The organism is Puerhibacterium sp. TATVAM-FAB25, from assembly GCF_046535855.1.
Classification (GTDB): Bacteria; Actinomycetota; Actinomycetes; order Actinomycetales; family Cellulomonadaceae; genus Puerhibacterium; species Puerhibacterium variabilis_A.
The window spans coordinates 150,106-165,971 of the sequence record NZ_JAXUAK010000003.1 but is presented as its reverse complement, the minus strand read 5'-3'; the positions used below and the strand labels follow the sequence as shown (position 1 = coordinate 165,971).

General features: G+C 73.6%; 14 protein-coding genes. 10 read left to right on the top strand and 4 right to left on the bottom strand.

From position 1 onward, the window contains the following. Nucleotides 1-27: 27 nt before the first annotated feature. Nucleotides 28-1,077 carry a YihY/virulence factor BrkB family protein gene (locus U5M74_RS04795; protein WP_410906637.1) on the top strand — a complete coding sequence of 350 codons (1,050 nt, stop codon included), beginning with the start codon at nucleotides 28-30 and terminating at the stop codon, nucleotides 1,075-1,077. A gap of 133 nt (nucleotides 1,078-1,210) precedes the next feature. On the opposite strand, the gene U5M74_RS04790 is transcribed toward U5M74_RS04795, so the two are convergent. The 4 genes from U5M74_RS04790 to sdhC are packed head-to-tail and all read right to left on the bottom strand — an operon-like array spanning nucleotide 1,211 to nucleotide 4,660. Continuing rightward, a complete protein-coding gene (locus tag U5M74_RS04790) occupies nucleotides 1,211-1,978 on the bottom strand; it encodes a succinate dehydrogenase iron-sulfur subunit (RefSeq protein ID WP_069983199.1) in 768 nt (255 codons plus the stop codon). Continuing rightward, nucleotides 1,978-3,810 carry a succinate dehydrogenase flavoprotein subunit gene (gene sdhA / locus U5M74_RS04785; protein WP_410906635.1) on the bottom strand — a complete coding sequence of 611 codons (1,833 nt, stop codon included), beginning with the start codon at nucleotides 3,808-3,810 and terminating at the stop codon, nucleotides 1,978-1,980. Before sdhA ends, U5M74_RS04790 begins: the two co-directional genes overlap by 1 nt. Nucleotides 3,811-3,830: 20 nt before the next feature. After that, nucleotides 3,831-4,277: a succinate dehydrogenase hydrophobic membrane anchor subunit gene (locus U5M74_RS04780; RefSeq protein ID WP_410906633.1), complete on the bottom strand. Its 447-nt coding sequence runs from the start codon at nucleotides 4,275-4,277 to the stop codon at nucleotides 3,831-3,833. Then, complete coding sequence (sdhC, locus tag U5M74_RS04775) at nucleotides 4,277-4,660, bottom strand: succinate dehydrogenase, cytochrome b556 subunit (protein ID WP_084817969.1); 384 nt, start codon at nucleotides 4,658-4,660, stop codon at nucleotides 4,277-4,279. The genes U5M74_RS04780 and sdhC overlap by 1 nt, the downstream gene beginning before the upstream one ends. Nucleotides 4,661-4,971: 311 nt before the next feature. Here sdhC and U5M74_RS04770 point away from each other — a divergent pair, with 311 nt between their 5' ends. The 9 genes from U5M74_RS04770 (at nucleotide 4,972) to U5M74_RS04730 (ending at nucleotide 15,771) form a co-directional block, all read left to right on the top strand. Continuing rightward, nucleotides 4,972-6,135 (top strand): mannose-1-phosphate guanylyltransferase, encoded by a 1,164-nt coding sequence (locus U5M74_RS04770; protein ID WP_410906631.1) that lies wholly within the window; start codon nucleotides 4,972-4,974, stop codon nucleotides 6,133-6,135. Next, nucleotides 6,132-7,388 (top strand): amidohydrolase, encoded by a 1,257-nt coding sequence (locus tag U5M74_RS04765; RefSeq protein ID WP_410906629.1) that lies wholly within the window; start codon nucleotides 6,132-6,134, stop codon nucleotides 7,386-7,388. The genes U5M74_RS04770 and U5M74_RS04765 overlap by 4 nt, the downstream gene beginning before the upstream one ends. A 141-nt stretch (nucleotides 7,389-7,529) precedes the next feature. Beyond that, on the top strand, nucleotides 7,530-8,627 hold the full coding sequence (locus U5M74_RS04760) for a BMP family lipoprotein (RefSeq protein ID WP_410906627.1): 1,098 nt from the start codon (nucleotides 7,530-7,532) through the stop codon (nucleotides 8,625-8,627). A gap of 120 nt (nucleotides 8,628-8,747) precedes the next feature. Continuing rightward, the gene (locus tag U5M74_RS04755; RefSeq protein ID WP_410906625.1) at nucleotides 8,748-10,271 is read left to right on the top strand and encodes an ABC transporter ATP-binding protein; all 1,524 of its coding nucleotides are present in this window, start codon (nucleotides 8,748-8,750) and stop codon (nucleotides 10,269-10,271) included. Further along, nucleotides 10,268-11,629, top strand: a complete 1,362-nt coding sequence (locus tag U5M74_RS04750; protein WP_410906623.1) for an ABC transporter permease — start codon at nucleotides 10,268-10,270, stop codon at nucleotides 11,627-11,629. Before U5M74_RS04755 ends, U5M74_RS04750 begins: the two co-directional genes overlap by 4 nt. Further along, on the top strand, nucleotides 11,626-12,924 hold the full coding sequence (locus U5M74_RS04745) for an ABC transporter permease (protein ID WP_410906621.1): 1,299 nt from the start codon (nucleotides 11,626-11,628) through the stop codon (nucleotides 12,922-12,924). Before U5M74_RS04750 ends, U5M74_RS04745 begins: the two co-directional genes overlap by 4 nt. Nucleotides 12,925-12,926: 2 nt before the next feature. Further along, complete coding sequence (locus tag U5M74_RS04740) at nucleotides 12,927-13,439, top strand: cytidine deaminase (RefSeq protein WP_410906619.1); 513 nt, start codon at nucleotides 12,927-12,929, stop codon at nucleotides 13,437-13,439. Next, the gene (locus U5M74_RS04735) at nucleotides 13,436-14,779 is read left to right on the top strand and encodes a thymidine phosphorylase (RefSeq protein WP_410906617.1); all 1,344 of its coding nucleotides are present in this window, start codon (nucleotides 13,436-13,438) and stop codon (nucleotides 14,777-14,779) included. Before U5M74_RS04740 ends, U5M74_RS04735 begins: the two co-directional genes overlap by 4 nt. 23 nt (nucleotides 14,780-14,802) lie before the next feature. Beyond that, the gene (locus U5M74_RS04730; RefSeq protein ID WP_410906615.1) at nucleotides 14,803-15,771 is read left to right on the top strand and encodes a hypothetical protein; all 969 of its coding nucleotides are present in this window, start codon (nucleotides 14,803-14,805) and stop codon (nucleotides 15,769-15,771) included. The last annotated feature ends 95 nt before the right edge of the window (nucleotides 15,772-15,866 follow it).

Below are 15,866 nucleotides of genomic sequence, written 5' to 3'. Positions count from 1 at the left end.
CGTGCCCCAGTCCCTAGCCTCGACCGCGTGACGTCGACCCAGAGCGCCCCGGTGCGGCCCTCCGCGCTGGCCCGGGCACGCGGCCGGGTCACGGGCCTGTTCGACCGGTGGCAGGACTCCCGCCCGGGGCGGGCGGTCGGCTGGTACGGCGCACGGCGCGGCGGGCAGCTCAGCGGCGGCATCGCCTACAGCGCCCTCTTCTCCCTCTTCGCCCTGCTGACGATCGGCTGGACCGTCTTCAGCTCGGTGCTCGGCGTGCGCGGCGACCTGCGCGACGCCGTGCTGGCGCAGATGGATGTCTGGATCCCCGGCCTTGTCGGGTACGGGGACCGGTACGTGCTGAGCCCGGACGCTCTGGTGCTCCGGACCGCCCTCACCGTGCCGAGCGTGGTCTCGGTCGTCGTGCTCCTCGTCTCCGGCACGGGGGTCATGGGCGCCCTGCGCAACTCGGTGCGCTCCATGTTCGGCGTCCCGGCCACCGACGACAACGCCGTGCTGGCGCGCCTGTGGCAGCTCACGGGCTTCGTGGTGCTGGGTGCCGGGATCGTGCTGTCGGCGGCCACGTCCGTCGCCTCGCGCCTCGTGGGCGCCGTCGTGGTCGACCTGCTCGGCGGCAGCCGCCTCGTCGCGCTGGCGATCTCCGTGGGGTCGGCCCTGGCCGGCGTCGCCGTGGACGCCCTCATCGTGGCCGGCGTGGTTGTCGTCGTCGGGGGAGTGCGGCCCGACCGGCGGCGCGACCTCGTGGCCGGCTGCCTGGCCGCCGGGGTGGTGGCAGGCCTGCTGCGCTGGCTGGGCGCGAGCGTCGTCGTGGGCGCCTCCGGCCGCAACCCTCTGCTGACGTCGTTCGCGGCGCTGGTGACCGTGCTGGTGCTGGTCAACTTCGTGGCGCGGGTGCTGCTGCTGGTGTGCGCGTGGATGCACGACCCGCCGCGCGTGGACGAGCTGCACCGGGCCGAGCTGGAGCTCGCCGCGCGCCGGCACGCGGCCGAGCTGGAGCGTCTGGTCCACCAGGGCGCCGGCCACGGGCTCCCGTGGAGCCCCGTCGTGCGCGGCTACCGCCGCGCGGTCCTGCGCTGAGCGCCCGCGGACAGACGTGAGGCGGGGGCCGAGCCGTGGTCCGCAGCAGTGGCAGTCCCGAAGTGGAGCGCCCCCTGAGGCGCGTGAACGCTGCTGCGGACCACGGCTCGGCCCCCGCCGTGAAGGCTGGTGCTCAGAAGGCGCGGGTGATCATCGCCCGCTTGACCTCCTGGATCGCCTTCGTGACCTGGATGCCGCGCGGGCAGGCCTCGGTGCAGTTGAAGGTCGTGCGGCAGCGCCACACGCCCTCCTTGTCGTTGAGGATCTCCAGGCGCTGGGCGGCGCCCTCGTCACGGCTGTCGAAGATGAAGCGGTGCGCGTTGACGATGGCGGCCGGGCCGAAGTACTGGCCGTCGGTCCAGAACACCGGGCAGGACGACGTGCACGCGGCGCACAGGATGCACTTGGTGGTGTCGTCGAAGCGGGCCCGGTCCTCGGGGGACTGGATCCGCTCGCGGCTCGGCTCGTTCCCGGACGTCACGAGGAACGGCATGATCTCGCGGTAGGAGGCGAAGAACGGCTCCATGTCGACGATCAGGTCCTTGACCACCGGCAGGCCCTTGATGGGCTCGACGAGGATCGGCTTGTCCGGGTTGACGTCCTTGAGGAGCGTCTTGCAGGCCAGGCGGTTGCGGCCGTTGATGCGCATGGCGTCCGAGCCGCACACGCCGTGGGCGCACGAGCGGCGGAACGTCAGCGAGCCGTCGTGCTCCCACTTGATCTTGTGCAGCGCGTCCAGGACGCGGTCGGTGGCGTGGGCCTCGACCGTGAATGTGTCCCAGTACGCGGCGTCGCCGTGCTCCGACTCCGGGTTGTAGCGCCGGACCTTGAGCGTCACCTGGAACGTGGCGACCTCGGCCGGCGTGGTGTCCTGGGCGGGGTTGTCGAGTACAGCAGTCATCAGTACTTCCGCTCCATCGGCTCGTACCGGGTCTGGACGACGGGCTTGGAGCCCAGGACGACCTTGTAGTCGCCGAACTCCTCGACGTGGTCGAAGAAGCCCTCGACGTGACCGTCGGCGACGTCGGAGGCCGACGTCGGGCGGCGGTACGCCATGGTGTGCAGCATGTAGTTGGCGTCGTCACGCTGCGGGAAGTCCTCGCGGTAGTGGCCGCCGCGCGACTCCTTGCGGTTGAGCGCCGCGAGCACGGTCACCTCCGCGATGTCGAGCAGGAACCCGAGCTCGATGGCCTCGAGGAGGTCGGTGTTGAACAGCCGGCCCTTGTCCTGCACGGAGACGTTCCGGTACCGCTTCTGCAGGCCGCGGATGTCGTCCAGGGCCTGCGTGAGCGACTCGCCGGTGCGGAAGACCTGGGCGTTGGCGTCCATCGTCTCCTGCAGGGCGCGGCGCACGTCGGCGACGCGCTCGCCGTCGGGCCGCTCGCGCATCTCCTCGAGCTGGGCCACGACGCGCTCGGCCGGGTTCTCGGGCAGCGGCTGGTACTGGACCGTCTGCGCGTACGCCGCGGCGGCCCGGCCGGCACGCTTGCCGAACACGTTGATGTCGAGCAGCGAGTTGGTGCCCAGGCGGTTCGACCCGTGCACGGACACGCAGGCGACCTCGCCGGCCGCGTAGAGGCCGCGCACCACGTTGCGGGCGTCGCGCAGCACCTGGCCGTCGATGTTGGTGGGCACGCCGCCCATCGCGTAGTGCGCGGTCGGGTAGACCGGCACCGGCTCGGTGTACGGCTCGACGCCGAGGTAGGTCCGCGCGAACTCGGTGATGTCCGGGAGCTTGGCGTCGATGTGCGCCGGCTCCAGGTGCGTCAGGTCGAGCAGCACGTAGTCCTTGTTGGGGCCGGCGCCGCGGCCCTCGCGCACCTCGTTGGCCATGGACCGGGCGACGATGTCGCGCGGGGCCAGGTCCTTGATGGTGGGGGCGTAGCGCTCCATGAAGCGCTCGCCCTCGCTGTTGCGCAGGATGCCGCCCTCGCCGCGGGCGGCCTCCGACAGCAGGATGCCGAGGCCGGCCAGGCCCGTGGGGTGGAACTGGAAGAACTCCATGTCCTCCAGCGGCAGGCCGCGGCGGTAGGCCAGCGCCATGCCGTCACCGGTGAGGGTGTGGGCGTTCGACGTGGTCTTGAAGATCTTGCCCGCGCCGCCGGTGGCGAACACGATCGCCTTGGCCTGGAAGACGTGGATCTCGCCCGTGGCGAGGTCGTAGGCGACGACGCCGGTCGCGTTGACCTCGTCCTCGTCGCTGAGCACCTCGTTGGTGAGGTCGTGGTCCGTGAGCAGGTCCAGGACGTAGAACTCGTTGAAGAACTCCACCTCCTGCTTGACGCAGTTCTGGTAGAGCGTCTGCAGGATCATGTGGCCGGTGCGGTCCGCGGCGTAGCAGGCGCGGCGCACCGCGGCCTCGCCGTGGTTGCGGGTGTGGCCACCGAACCGGCGCTGGTCGATCTTGCCCTCGGGCGTGCGGTTGAACGGCAGGCCCATGCGCTCGAGGTCGAGCACCGCGTCGATGGCCTCCTTGGCCATGACCTCCGCGGCGTCCTGGTCGACGAGGTAGTCGCCGCCCTTGATGGTGTCGAACGTGTGCCACTCCCAGTTGTCCTCCTCGACGTTCGCGAGGGCGGCGCACATGCCGCCCTGGGCGGCGCCGGTGTGGGAGCGGGTGGGGTAGAGCTTGGAGATGACGGCGGTGCGGGCGCCCTTGGAGGCCTCGAGGGCCGCGCGCATGCCCGCGCCGCCCGCGCCGACGATGACGACGTCGTACTGGTGAGTCTGCATGGTGGGGCTCAGTCCTTGCTTCAGGAGCAGATCGACGGCAGGAGTTCCGCGGGCGAGTTCGCGGGGCACGGGTCGAAGGTGAAGATGACCAGCGTGCCGAGCAGGACCGTCACGGTGCACGCCACGTACAGCAGGGACTTGAGGATCCCTCGCGTGGTGTCCTTCGACGCGTAGTCGTTGATGACGGTGCGCACGCCGTTGGTGCCGTGGAGCATCGCCAGCCAGAGCATCAGCAGGTCCCACACCTGCCACAGCGGGTTGGACCACTTGCCGCCCACGAACGCGAAGTCGATGGCGTGGACGCCCTCGCCGACCATGAGGTTGACGAACAGGTGGCCGAAGATGAGCACGAGCAGCAGCACGCCCGAGGCGCGCATGAAGACCCAGCCGTACAGCTCGAAGTTGCTGCGCGTGGTGCGGCGGCGGGAGTACGGGCTGCGGGGCGACTCGACGACGGGAGCGGTCATCAGTGCCCACCTCCGAGGACGTTGATGAGGTGACGGGGCAGGAAGCCGGCCATCGTGACGACGAAGAGGCCGAGCACCACGTAGAGCATGGTCCGCTGGTACTTCGGGCCCTTGGCCCAGTAGTCGACCAGCACGATGCGGATGCCGTTGAACGCGTGGAAGACGATCGCGGCGACGAGCCCGGCCTCGCCCAGGCCCATGACCGGGGTCTTGTAGGCGCCGATGACGGCGTTGTAGGCCTCGGGGTCCACCCGCACCAGCGCCGTGTCGAGGACGTGCACGAGCAGGAAGAAGAAGATCAGGACGCCGGTCACGCGGTGCGCGACCCACGACCACATGCCTTCGCGGCCGCGGTAGAGCGTGCCGCCAGGTGCGTCAGGCACGGTGGAGCCTCCAGTGGCTGAGTTCCGGCCGGGGTTGCGCCGGTCTGGTCGTCGTCTCGGCGGCAGCGGCGGACGAGCGTCTGCGGCGACGTCACGCGCTGACCGTCTCGGGCCACTGTAATGACATCGGGTCGCGAAGAGATGCCCCCGGACCCGCGCCGACCTGGCCGTTCGCTGGGTTTGTGACTGATTCCACAGCGTTTGCTGTCGCTGCCGTGGGACGCGTCACCTCCCCGCGGGGTGGTGGGTCTCCGGGCGTCCGCTGGGCGGCCCCGCCGCCCGGTGCCCGCCGGCGTGCCTATCCTGCCTGCATGAGCCTGCCCGTGCCCGGCCGCGCCCCTGACCGTGTCCCCACCCCGACGGCGGCGCCGATCGACGACTTCTACGCGATCGTCCCGGCGGGCGGCGCCGGCACCCGCCTCTGGCCGCTGTCGCGGGCGGGCGAGCCGAAGTTCCTGCACGACCTCACCGCCACCGGCCGCACGCTGCTGCAGGCCACCGTCGACCGGCTCGAGCCGCTCGCCGGCGTCGACGGCGTCGTGCTGGTGACGGGGGAGCGGCACGTCGCCGCCGCCCGCGCACAGCTGCCCGGCCTCGGCGACGACGCCGTGCTGGCCGAGCCGTCGCCGCGCGACTCCATGGCCGCGATCGGCCTCGCCGCCGCCGTCCTCGAGCAGCGCCACGGCGACGTCGTCGTGGGCTCGTTCGCCGCCGACCAGGTGGTCTCCGGGCAGGCCGCGTTCGCCCAGGCCGTGCGCGAGGCCGTGGTCGCCGCCCGCGCCGGGTACGTGGCGACCATCGGCATCGCGGCGTCGCGCCCGTCGGTCGCGTTCGGGTACGTGCGCAGCGGCGCGCCGCTCGGGCTCGACGAGGCGCCGTCGGCGCTGCACGCGGCCGGCTTCACGGAGAAGCCGGACGCCGCCACGGCGCGCGAGTACCTCGCGTCGGGGGAGTACCGGTGGAACGCCGGCATCTTCGTCGCCCGCACCTCCGTGCTGCTCGGGCACCTGGCCGAGCAGCGCCCCGCCCTGCACGCCGGCCTGCGCGAGATCGCCGCGGCGTGGGACACCCCCGACCGGGCGGCGGTGCTGGCGCGCGTGTGGCCGGGCCTGGAGAAGATCGCCATCGACCACGCCGTCGCCGAGCCGGTCGCCGCGACCGGGGGCGTCGCGGTCGTGCCCGGCACGTTCGGCTGGGACGACGTCGGCGACTTCAACTCGCTCGCCGCGCTGCTGCCGAGCGTCGGCGAGTCGGGCGACAAGGTGCTGGGGGCCGCGTCGGACGTGCTGCGCATCGAGACCGGCGGGAACGTCGTCGTGCCCGGCTCGGGGCGCACGATCACGCTGCTGGGCGTCGACGACCTCGTGGTCGTGGACACCGTCGACGCGCTGCTCGTGACGACGCGTGCCCGGGCGCAGCAGGTGAAGGCCGTGGTCGACGCGGTGCGGGAGAACGGACTCGAGGAGCTGCTGTGAGCGCGCCCGCAGGATTCGACGCGGCCCAGGCCGCGGGGCTGGTGCGCACCCTGACCGCCGGGCTGCGCGAGGAGCTCATCGCCTTCCGCCGCGACCTGCACGCCCACCCGGAGATCGCGCGGGCGGAGGTGCGCACCACGCAGAAGCTGCTGGAGCGGCTGCGCGCCGCGGGGCTGGACCCGCGCCCCCTCGAGGGCACCGGCCTGGTGTGCGACATCGGGCCCGACGGCCCCGCGGGGCGCCTGGGGCTGCGCGCCGACCTCGACGCGCTGCCCGTGCAGGACCGCTGCGGCTGCCCCTGGGAGTCCACCGTGCCCGGCGTCGCCCACGCGTGCGGGCACGACGTGCACACCACCGCGGTGCTCGGCGCCGGCCTCGTGCTGGCCGCGCTCGACGCCGACGGCCTGCTGCCCAACGGCGTGCGGCTCATCTTCCAGCCCGCCGAGGAGGTCATGCCGGGCGGGGCGCACGACGTGCTGGCCCAGGGCGTGCTCGACGGCCTCGACCGGGCCGTGGCGCTGCACTGCGAGCCGAAGCTCGACGTCGGCCAGGTGGGCACCCGCATCGGGCCGATCACCTCGGCGTCGGACGCCATCTCGGTGACCGTCTCCTCCGGCGGCGGGCACACCTCCCGGCCGCACCTGACCGGCGACGTCGTGTACGCGCTCGGCCAGGTCATCACCCAGGTGCCGGGCGTGCTGGGCCGCCGGCTCGACCCCCGCTCGGGGGTCAACCTCACCTGGGGGTCCGTGCACGCCGGCAACGTGCACAACGCCATCCCCGCCAGCGGCACCGTCACCGGCACGCTGCGCTGCCTCGACGTGCGCGCGTGGGAGAAGGCCGGCCAGGTCCTCAACGACGCCGTCGAGCAGGTCGTGGCGCCGTACGAGGTCGACGTGACCCTGCACCACACCCGCGGCGTGCCGCCGGTCGACAACGACGAGCTGGTCAACGCCGAGCTCGAGGCCGCGGCCCGCGCCGTGCTCGGGCCGCAGGGCGTCGTCCTCACCGAGCAGTCGCTCGGCGGGGAGGACTTCGCCTGGTACCTCACCAAGCTGCCCGGGGCCATGGCCCGGCTCGGCACGGCCACGCCGGGCGAGCGGCGGTACGACCTGCACCAGGGCGACCTCGTGGTCGACGAGCGCGCGATCGGCGTCGGCGTGCGGCTGCTGGCGACGCTCGCGCTGAGCGCCGAGCGGCCCGCCGAGCCGGTCGACGGGACGCCGCTCCCGGATGACGAGACGGCTGTCTGAGACGGCGTTGCGATGAGGTAACGAAGCGCCCGCGTGACCTCCCGGTAACACTGCGGTGACGCGCCGGTGACTAGGCTCCGGCCTTGATGGTGGCGTGGCCGCACCGGCCGGGCCCGTTCCGTTTCTTCGACAGGAGCAACAGTGAAGAGGACTACGCGGTTCGCCGCGCTCGCCGGCGCGGCGGCGCTCGCCCTCGCGGCGTGCGGTCAGGCGCCGGAGGACAGCGGCAGCGAGGCGACCGGCGGTGCCGCCGGGTCGGACTTCCTGCCCTGCATCGTCTCGGACGCCGGCGGCTTCGACGACAAGAGCTTCAACCAGCTCAGCTACGAGGGCGTGCAGGCCGCGGCCGAGACCCTCGGGTCCGAGGTGAAGCAGGTCGAGTCCCAGTCGGAGAGCGACTACAAGGGCAACGTCCAGTCGCTCGTGGACCAGGGCTGCAACACCATCGTCACCGTGGGCTTCGCCCTGTCGGCGACCACCGTCGAGTCGGCCACGGCCAACCCCGACGTGCACTACATCATCATCGACGACGCGGCCGACGCCGACATGGACGGCCAGACCGACGCCGAGAACATCAAGCCGCTGCTGTACGACACGTCGCAGGCGGCGTTCCTGGCCGGCTACCTCGCCGCGGGCTACTCGGCCGACAAGTCGTCCAAGGTCGGCACGTTCGGCGGCCAGCCCTTCCCGACCGTGACCATCTTCATGGACGGCTTCAAGCAGGGCGTCGAGCACTACAACGAGGTCAAGGGCACCAACGTCGAGGTCATCGGCTACGAGGGCGGCGACCAGGGCTCCTTCACCGGCGGCTTCGAGGCCAACGAGACGGCCAAGACGACGGCCCGCAACATCATCGACCAGGGCGTCGACGTGATCCTCCCGGTCGGCGGCCCGGTCTACCAGTCGGCGATCGCCGCGATCCAGGACTCCGGCCGCGACGTCGCGCTCGTCGGCGTCGACGCGGACTTCTACGAGACCGACCCGTCCACGCAGGACTACGTGCTGACCTCGATCGAGAAGCGCATGGACGTCTCGACGGAGGAGGCCGTGACGGCGTCCGGCAACGGCGAGTTCTCGGCCGAGACCTACGTCGGCACGCTCGAGAACGGCGGTGTGGACATCGCCCCGCTGCACAACTTCGAGGACAAGGTCGACCCGGCCCTCGTGGAGGAGGTCGACGCGCTGCGCGAGCAGATCGTCTCCGGCGAGCTGGAGGTCACCTCGTACCTCGCCCAGTGACCGGGCGGGCACGCTGACCCCAGCCGTGCATGAATGGTCCCGGGCGGCCTCGCGCCGCCCGGGACCGTTCGCGTGCGGCGCACCACCCCGCAGAACCCATCACCGCATCGGGAGCAACGCATGAGGCTCGAGCTGAAGGGCATCACCAAGCGCTTCGGAGCCCTCGTGGCCAACGACCACATCGACCTGGTCGTCGAGCCCGGAGAGATCCACTGCCTGCTGGGCGAGAACGGCGCGGGCAAGTCCACGCTGATGAACGTCCTGTACGGCCTCTACACGGCCGACGAGGGCGAGATCCTGCTCGACGGCGCGGTCCAGCGGTTCGCGGGGCCGGGCGACGCCATGGCGGCGGGCATCGGCATGGTGCACCAGCACTTCATGCTCGTGCCGGTCTTCACCGTCGCCGAGAACGTCATGCTCGGCCACGAGCACACCCGCGGCGGTGGCCGGCTCGACCTCGAGGCGGCCCGCACGCAGGTGCGCGAGATCTCCGCCCGGTTCGGCTTCCACGTGGACCCCGACGCCGTCGTCGAGGACCTGCCCGTGGGTGTGCAGCAGCGCGTCGAGATCATCAAGGCGCTGGCCCGCGACGCCGACGTCCTGGTGTTCGACGAGCCGACCGCGGTGCTCACCCCGCAGGAGACCGACGAGCTCATGGCGATCATGCGCCAGCTGCGGGACGAGGGCGCCGCCATCGTCTTCATCACCCACAAGCTGCGCGAGGTGCGCGAGGTCGCCGACCGCATCACCGTCATCCGGCACGGCAAGGTCGTCGGCGAGGCCTCGCCCACGGCGTCCGACACCGAGCTCGCCTCGCTCATGGTGGGCCGCGCCGTGGAGCTCACCGTCAGCAAGGGCGCGCCCGCGCTGCGCGACAACGGCCTGGAGGTCGAGCACCTGCAGGTGACCGCGCCCGACGGGCAGGTGCTCGTCGACGACGTGTCGTTCACGGTGCGCGGCGGCGAGGTGCTCGTGGTGGCCGGTGTGCAGGGCAACGGCCAGACCGAGCTCACCGAGGCGCTGGTGGGGCTGCAGGAGAACGTCAGCGGCTCGATCCGCCTCGACGGCCGCGAGCTCGTCGGCCGCTCCGTGCGCCAGGTGCTCGACGCGGGCGTCGGGTTCGTGCCGGAGGACCGCAACACCGACGGCCTGGTCGGCGAGTTCACCATCGCCGAGAACCTCATGCTCGACCGCGCCGACGGGGCGCCGTTCGTCCGCGGCGGTGCGCTGCAGCTGGCGACCCGCGACGCGTTCGCGCGCGAGAAGGTCGCCGAGTTCGACGTGCGCACCCAGGGCATCGAGACCAAGGTCGGCCGCCTGTCCGGCGGCAACCAGCAGAAGGTCGTGCTGGCCCGCGAGCTGTCCCGCGAGCTGCGGCTGTTCGTCGCCGCGCAGCCGACGCGCGGCGTGGACGTCGGCTCGATCGAGTTCATCCACAAGCGCGTCGTGGAGACGCGCGACGCGGGCGTGCCGGTGGTCGTCGTCTCGACCGAGCTGGACGAGGCCGTCGCCCTGGCCGACCGCATCATGGTCATGTACCGCGGCCGCGTCGTCGGCATCGTGCCCAGCACGACGCCGCGCGACGTGCTCGGGCTCATGATGGCCGGCATCGCGCCGGAGAACACCGAAGGAGACGCGGCATGAGCAGCACCCCGTCGCAGGGGTCCGCCGAGCAGCGCACGACCGGCACGCGGCACGAGCCGGAGTCGCTGACGGAGGCCCTCGGGCACACCGCGCCCGGGAGCGACCCGGGCCTGACCGAGGAGCTCGAGCAGGAGCTCGCGCGCCAGCAGCCGGAGGCGCTGGCGCCGCCCGCCGAGGACAACCGCTGGCGCGACGCCGCGCGGGAGATCTTCGCGGGCCGCCCGGCCGTCGCCGTCGGCGCCGTGATCCTCGCCGTGCTCGTCGGGTCGATCATGATCGCGTTCACGGACGAGGGCGTGCAGGAGGCCAGCGCCTACTTCTTCGCCCGGCCCGGCGACACGTTCGCCGCGCTCGGCCAGGCGATCGGCGGGGCCTACTCCGCGCTGTTCCAGGGCGCGGTCTACAACTTCCGCGCGGACGGCTTCGCCCGCGGCATCCGCCCGCTGACGGAGACGCTCAACTACGCCACGCCGCTGATCGCCGCCGGCCTCGGCGTCGCGGTGGCGTTCCGCTCCGGCCTGTTCAACATCGGCGGCCAGGGGCAGATGCTCATGTCCGCCGCGGCCGCCGGCTGGGTGGGCTTCGGCGTCAGCGGCCTGCCGCTGTGGCTGCACCTGCCGCTGGCGCTGGTCGCCGGCCTCGCCGCCGGCGCGCTGTGGGCCGGCATCGCGGGCGTGCTCAACGCCCGCACCGGGGCGCACGTCGTGATCGTCACGATCATGCTCAACTACGTCGCGCTCTACCTGCTGTCCTACCTGCTGGCGACGCCCGGCCTGCTCCAGGCGCCCGGGTCGGCCAACCCGAAGACGCCGCCGATGCTCGAGACCGCGATCCTGCCGCGCCTGCTCGGCGGGTCGTACAACCTCCACCTGGGCTTCGTGCTGGCGCTGCTGGCCGTGCTGGTCTCCTGGTGGCTGCTCAACCGGTCCAGCACCGGCTTCGCGCTGCGGACGGTGGGCGAGAACCCGCGCGCCGCGCGCGTGGCGGGCATCGACGTCCCCCGCGCCACCGTCACGGCCATGCTCATGTCGGGCGCCCTCGTGGGCCTCGCCGGCGCCACCCAGGTGCTCGGGTCGGTGACCACGGGCTTCTCCAGCGACATCGACGCGGGCATCGGCTTCGACGCCATCACCGTGGCGCTGCTCGGCGGCTCCTCGCCGGTGGGCGTGCTGTGGGCCGGCCTGCTGTTCGGCGCGTTCAAGGCGGGCGGCTCGGCCATGCAGGCCGGCGAGGGCATCCCGATCGAGATCGTGCTGGTCGTCCAGTCGCTGATCGTGCTGTTCATCGCCGCGCCGCCGCTCGTGCGCGCGATCTTCCGGCTCCCGCAGCCGGGTGCGAGGAAGAAGGTGTCCGCATGACCGCCGTCACCACCGACGTCCGGCCGGCCCCCGACGCGCCGGTCCAGCCGCGCACGGTCGCGACGACGTCGTACAAGACGCCGACGATCCTCGCGGTCGTCACCGGGCTGCTGGCGGTCCTGCTGCTGGTCCAGCCGCACGCCGGCGACGCGCGGTTCGCGCTGTCGTCGGGCGCGGACTTCTTCCAGATCCCGGTCCTCGTGGTCCCGGCCATGGCCACCGCGTGGGTGTGCGTGGCGCTCATGGCCGTGCTCACGGCCCTCGCGTTCCTGCGGGCGCGGGCCCGGCGCAAGGTCCCCGGCTGGGTCACCGCCCTGTTCGCCGTGCTCGGCCTGCTGGCGTTCCTCGCCTGGGCCGCCGCCGGCAGCCCGCGCGACCTGTCCGTCGTCGGCCTCATCTCCGGCGCCATCGCCCTGTCGATCCCCATCGTCTACGGCGCCCTGGGCGGCGTGATCGGCGAGCGGGCCGGCGTGGTGAACATCGCGATCGAGGGCCAGCTCCTCGCGGGCGCGTTCACCTCGGCGCTGGCCGGCTCGATCACCGGCAGCCCGTGGGCCGGCCTGCTGGCCGCCGTCGTGGCGGGCGTGCTCGTGGCGCTGGTGCTCGGCGTCTTCGCGATCACCTACCGGGTCAACCAGGTGATCGTCGGCGTGGTGCTCAACGTGCTGGTCATCGGCCTGACCAGCTTCCTGTACTCGCAGCTGCTGGTGCCCAACGCCCAGACCCTCAACAACACCCCCCGCTTCGAGCGCATCGGAATCCCGCTGCTCGAGCGGATCCCGATCGTCGGCCAGGCGCTGTTCAACCAGACCGTCGTCGTCTACCTGATGTTCCTGGCGACGGCCGCCGTCTGGTTCGGCCTGTACCGCACCCGGTGGGGCCTGCGCCTGCGCTCCGTCGGCGAGCACCCCAAGGCCGCCGACACCGTCGGCATCAAGGTCGAGGCCACGCGCTACCGGGCGCTGATGATCGCCGGCGGCGTCGCCGGCGTCGGCGGCGCGTTCTACACCGTGGTGTCGATCGGCCAGTTCGGCAAGGAGATGACGGCGGGCGCCGGCTTCATCGCCCTGGCCGCCGTGATCTTCGGCAAGTGGGATCCGCTGCGCGCGGCGCTGGCCGGCCTGCTGTTCGGCTTCGCGACCAACCTGCAGAACATCCTCAACGTGGTCGGCGCCCCGGTGCCCAGCCAGTTCATGCTGATGCTGCCGTACCTCGTGACGATCTTCGCCGTGGCGGGCCTGGTCGGGAAGTCGCGGGCGCCCGCGGCGTCCGGCGAGCCCTACGTGAAGGAGTGAGCGTGCCGACCGAGACCACCCCGGCCGCCGCGGCTGCCGGGACGGCGGCCGCGGACGTCGACTGGGAGGCCCTGCGCGCCGGCGCCCGGGAGATCCAGGCGCGGGCGTACGTGCCGTACTCGCACTACCCGGTCGGCGCCGCGGCGCTCGTCGACGACGGGCGCGTCGTGCGCGGCTGCAACGTCGAGAACGCCGGCTACGGCGTGACGCTGTGCGCGGAGTGCGGCCTGGTGTCCGACCTGGTCGCGGGCGGCGGCGGGCGCCTGGTGGCGTTCGCCTGCGTCGGCGGCGACGGGCGCACCGTCATGCCGTGCGGCCGCTGCCGCCAGCTGCTGTGGGAGCACGGCGGCGCCGAGCTGCTCGTCGACACCCCGCGCGGCGTGGTCCCGATGACCGAGGTGCTGCCGCAGGCGTTCGACGCGCACGACCTCGAGGTCGTCCAGCACCCGGCCCAGCAACCGGCCCAGCACCCGGCCCAGCCCCCGGCCCCGCACCCGCAGGAGGAGAACCCGTGAGCAGCCCTTCGAGCACCGGGCGCTTCGTCGGCATCCGGCCGGTCCCCACCGAGCTGTTCGACGCCGTCGACGTCATCCGCACCAAGCGCGACCGCCAGCACCTGTCGAGCGCCCAGATCGACTGGGTCATCGACGCGTACACGCGCGGCGTGGTGGCCGAGGAGCAGATGGCGGCGCTCGCCATGGCTATCTACCTCAACGGCATGAGCCGCGGCGAGGTGGTGCGCTGGACGCGCGCGATGCTCGCCTCCGGCGAGCGCATGGACTACTCGTCCCTGCGCCGGCCCACCGCGGACAAGCACTCCACCGGCGGCGTCGGCGACAAGATCACGCTGATGCTCGCGCCGCTGGTCGCGGCGTTCGACGTCGCGGTGCCGCAGCTGTCCGGCCGCGGCCTCGGCCACACCGGCGGCACGCTCGACAAGCTCGAGTCGATCCCCGGCTGGCGGGCCGCGCTGAGCAACGAGGAGGTGCTGCGCCAGCTCGACGAGGTCGGCGCCGTCGTCTGCGCGGCCGGCCCTGGCCTGGCGCCGGCGGACAAGAAGCTCTACGCGCTGCGCGACGTCACGGGCACCGTGGAGTCGATCCCGCTCATCGCCAGCTCGATCATGAGCAAGAAGATCGCGGAGGGCACCGGGGCCCTGGTGCTCGACGTCAAGGTCGGCTCCGGCGCGTTCATGAAGGACCTGGCGGACGCCAAGGAGCTGGCCCGCACGATGGTGGACCTGGGCAGCGACGCCGGCGTGCGCACGGTGGCGCTGCTGACCGACATGGCGACGCCGCTGGGCCTCACCGCCGGCAACGCGCTCGAGGTGCGCGAGGCGGTCGAGGTGCTCGCCGGCGGCGGCCCGGCCGACGTCGTCGACCTCACGGTGGCCCTGGCGGTGGAGATGCTCGCCGCGGCCGGTCGCCCGCAGCCGGCCGACGAGGTGCGCGCCGCGCTCGCCGACGGGCGCGCCATGGACGTGTGGCGCCGGATGATCGCCGCGCAGGGGGGCGACCCCGACGCGACGCTGCCCACGGCCCGGGAGAGCGAGCAGGTCCTCGCCGGCGAGGACGGCGTGCTGGCGTCCCTCGACGCGTACGCCGTCGGCGTGGCCGCGTGGCGCCTCGGCGCCGGCCGCGCCCGCCGGGAGGACCCGGTGCAGGCTGCGGCGGGCGTGGAGCTGCACGCCAAGCCTGGCGACGTCGTCACGGCGGGCCAGCCGCTCATGACGCTGCACACGGACACCCCCGAGCGCTTCGCCCGGGCCCGCCAGGCGCTCGAGGGCGCGTGGCGGGTCGCCCCGCGCGGCAGCGTGGTGCGGCAGCGGTCCGTGGTGCTCGACCGCATCCACTGAGCGGCCGGGTCGACGGGGCGCCCGTGCGGACGGTGGCGCGCGGCTCGGCCGCCCGGGTGGCGGCGCTCGCCGCGCGCCGTGGCCGGCCGGACCTGCGGCTGACGACGCTGCTGCGGTGCGCGCGCGTGCTCGCCGGCGGCCGCACCGGTGCCGGGGGCCCGCCGGGCGTCCTGCCGGCACCCGACGCGGCCCCCGTCGCCGCGGCGCTGGCCGAGGCCGTCGCGCGGCTGCCGGCGGACCGGCGCGAGGTCGCCCGCCGCGCCGTCCTGGACCCGCTCGGCCGGGGCGGCGGACCGGGCGTCGTCGGGGCGCCGCGCCGCCTGGCGCTGCCGTCGCTCGACCCCGCCGGCGACGCCCGGCCGGCCCCGGCGCGGCAGGTCGACGAGACCACGTGCGGCTCCGCCGTCCTCGCGCTGCTGGCCATGGCCGGCGACCCCGCCCTGGCGCTGCGCGTCGCGCGCGGCGCGCCGGCGCGGGCGTTCGGCGCCCTGCAGCTGCGGGCGCACCGGGCCACCAGCCGCGGGGGAGCGGTGCCCTGGCCGCAGGCGCTCGGCACCCCGCCCTGGGCGGCGGCGCGCGTCGCGCGCTGCGGGGCGGTGCGCTACACCCACGCGGTCGTCGACGTCGCCGACGTCCCCTGCGCCGCGCCCGACCCGGTGCTCGACGCGGCCCTCGCCGCGGCGCGCGCGGGAGTGCCCGTGCCGCTGTTCACCGGCGGCGACCTGCGCGGCGGCTGGCGGGCGGCGGTGCCGCGGCACGTCGTGCTGCTCGTCGCGGTCGACGCGGCGCCCGGCCCCGACGGCGGGGCGCACGGCGCGGACGAGGCGGCCACCGCCCGGCTGTACGAGCCGTCGTCCGCCACCGTGCACACCGTGCCGCTGGCGGCGCTGCGGCGCCCGGGCGACGCCGCGCCGCACGAGCGCGCCGCGCTCACGGCCGCCCTCGGCGGCTGGCCGCACGTCGCGTGGGCGCTGCTGCCGCGGACGCGCTGAGCCCTCTCCGGGACCGCGCCGAGGCTGCTCCGAGGCTGCTCCGAGGCCTGTCTGAGACCGGACCGCGACCGGGCCGCGACCGGACCGCGACCGGG

What these genes read in the sequence shown, in the direction of transcription:
- U5M74_RS04790 (WP_069983199.1), bottom strand. Translation starts at nt 1,978, where the DNA reads ATGACTGCTGTACTCGACAACCCCGCCCAGGACACCACGCCGGCCGAG.
- sdhA (WP_410906635.1), bottom strand. Translation starts at nt 3,810, where the DNA reads ATGCAGACTCACCAGTACGACGTCGTCATCGTCGGCGCGGGCGGCGCG.
- U5M74_RS04780 (WP_410906633.1), bottom strand. Translation starts at nt 4,277, where the DNA reads ATGACCGCTCCCGTCGTCGAGTCGCCCCGCAGCCCGTACTCCCGCCGC.
- U5M74_RS04770 (WP_410906631.1), top strand. Translation starts at nt 4,972, where the DNA reads ATGAGCCTGCCCGTGCCCGGCCGCGCCCCTGACCGTGTCCCCACCCCG.
- U5M74_RS04755 (WP_410906625.1), top strand. Translation starts at nt 8,748, where the DNA reads ATGAGGCTCGAGCTGAAGGGCATCACCAAGCGCTTCGGAGCCCTCGTG.
- U5M74_RS04750 (WP_410906623.1), top strand. Translation starts at nt 10,268, where the DNA reads ATGAGCAGCACCCCGTCGCAGGGGTCCGCCGAGCAGCGCACGACCGGC.
- U5M74_RS04745 (WP_410906621.1), top strand. Translation starts at nt 11,626, where the DNA reads ATGACCGCCGTCACCACCGACGTCCGGCCGGCCCCCGACGCGCCGGTC.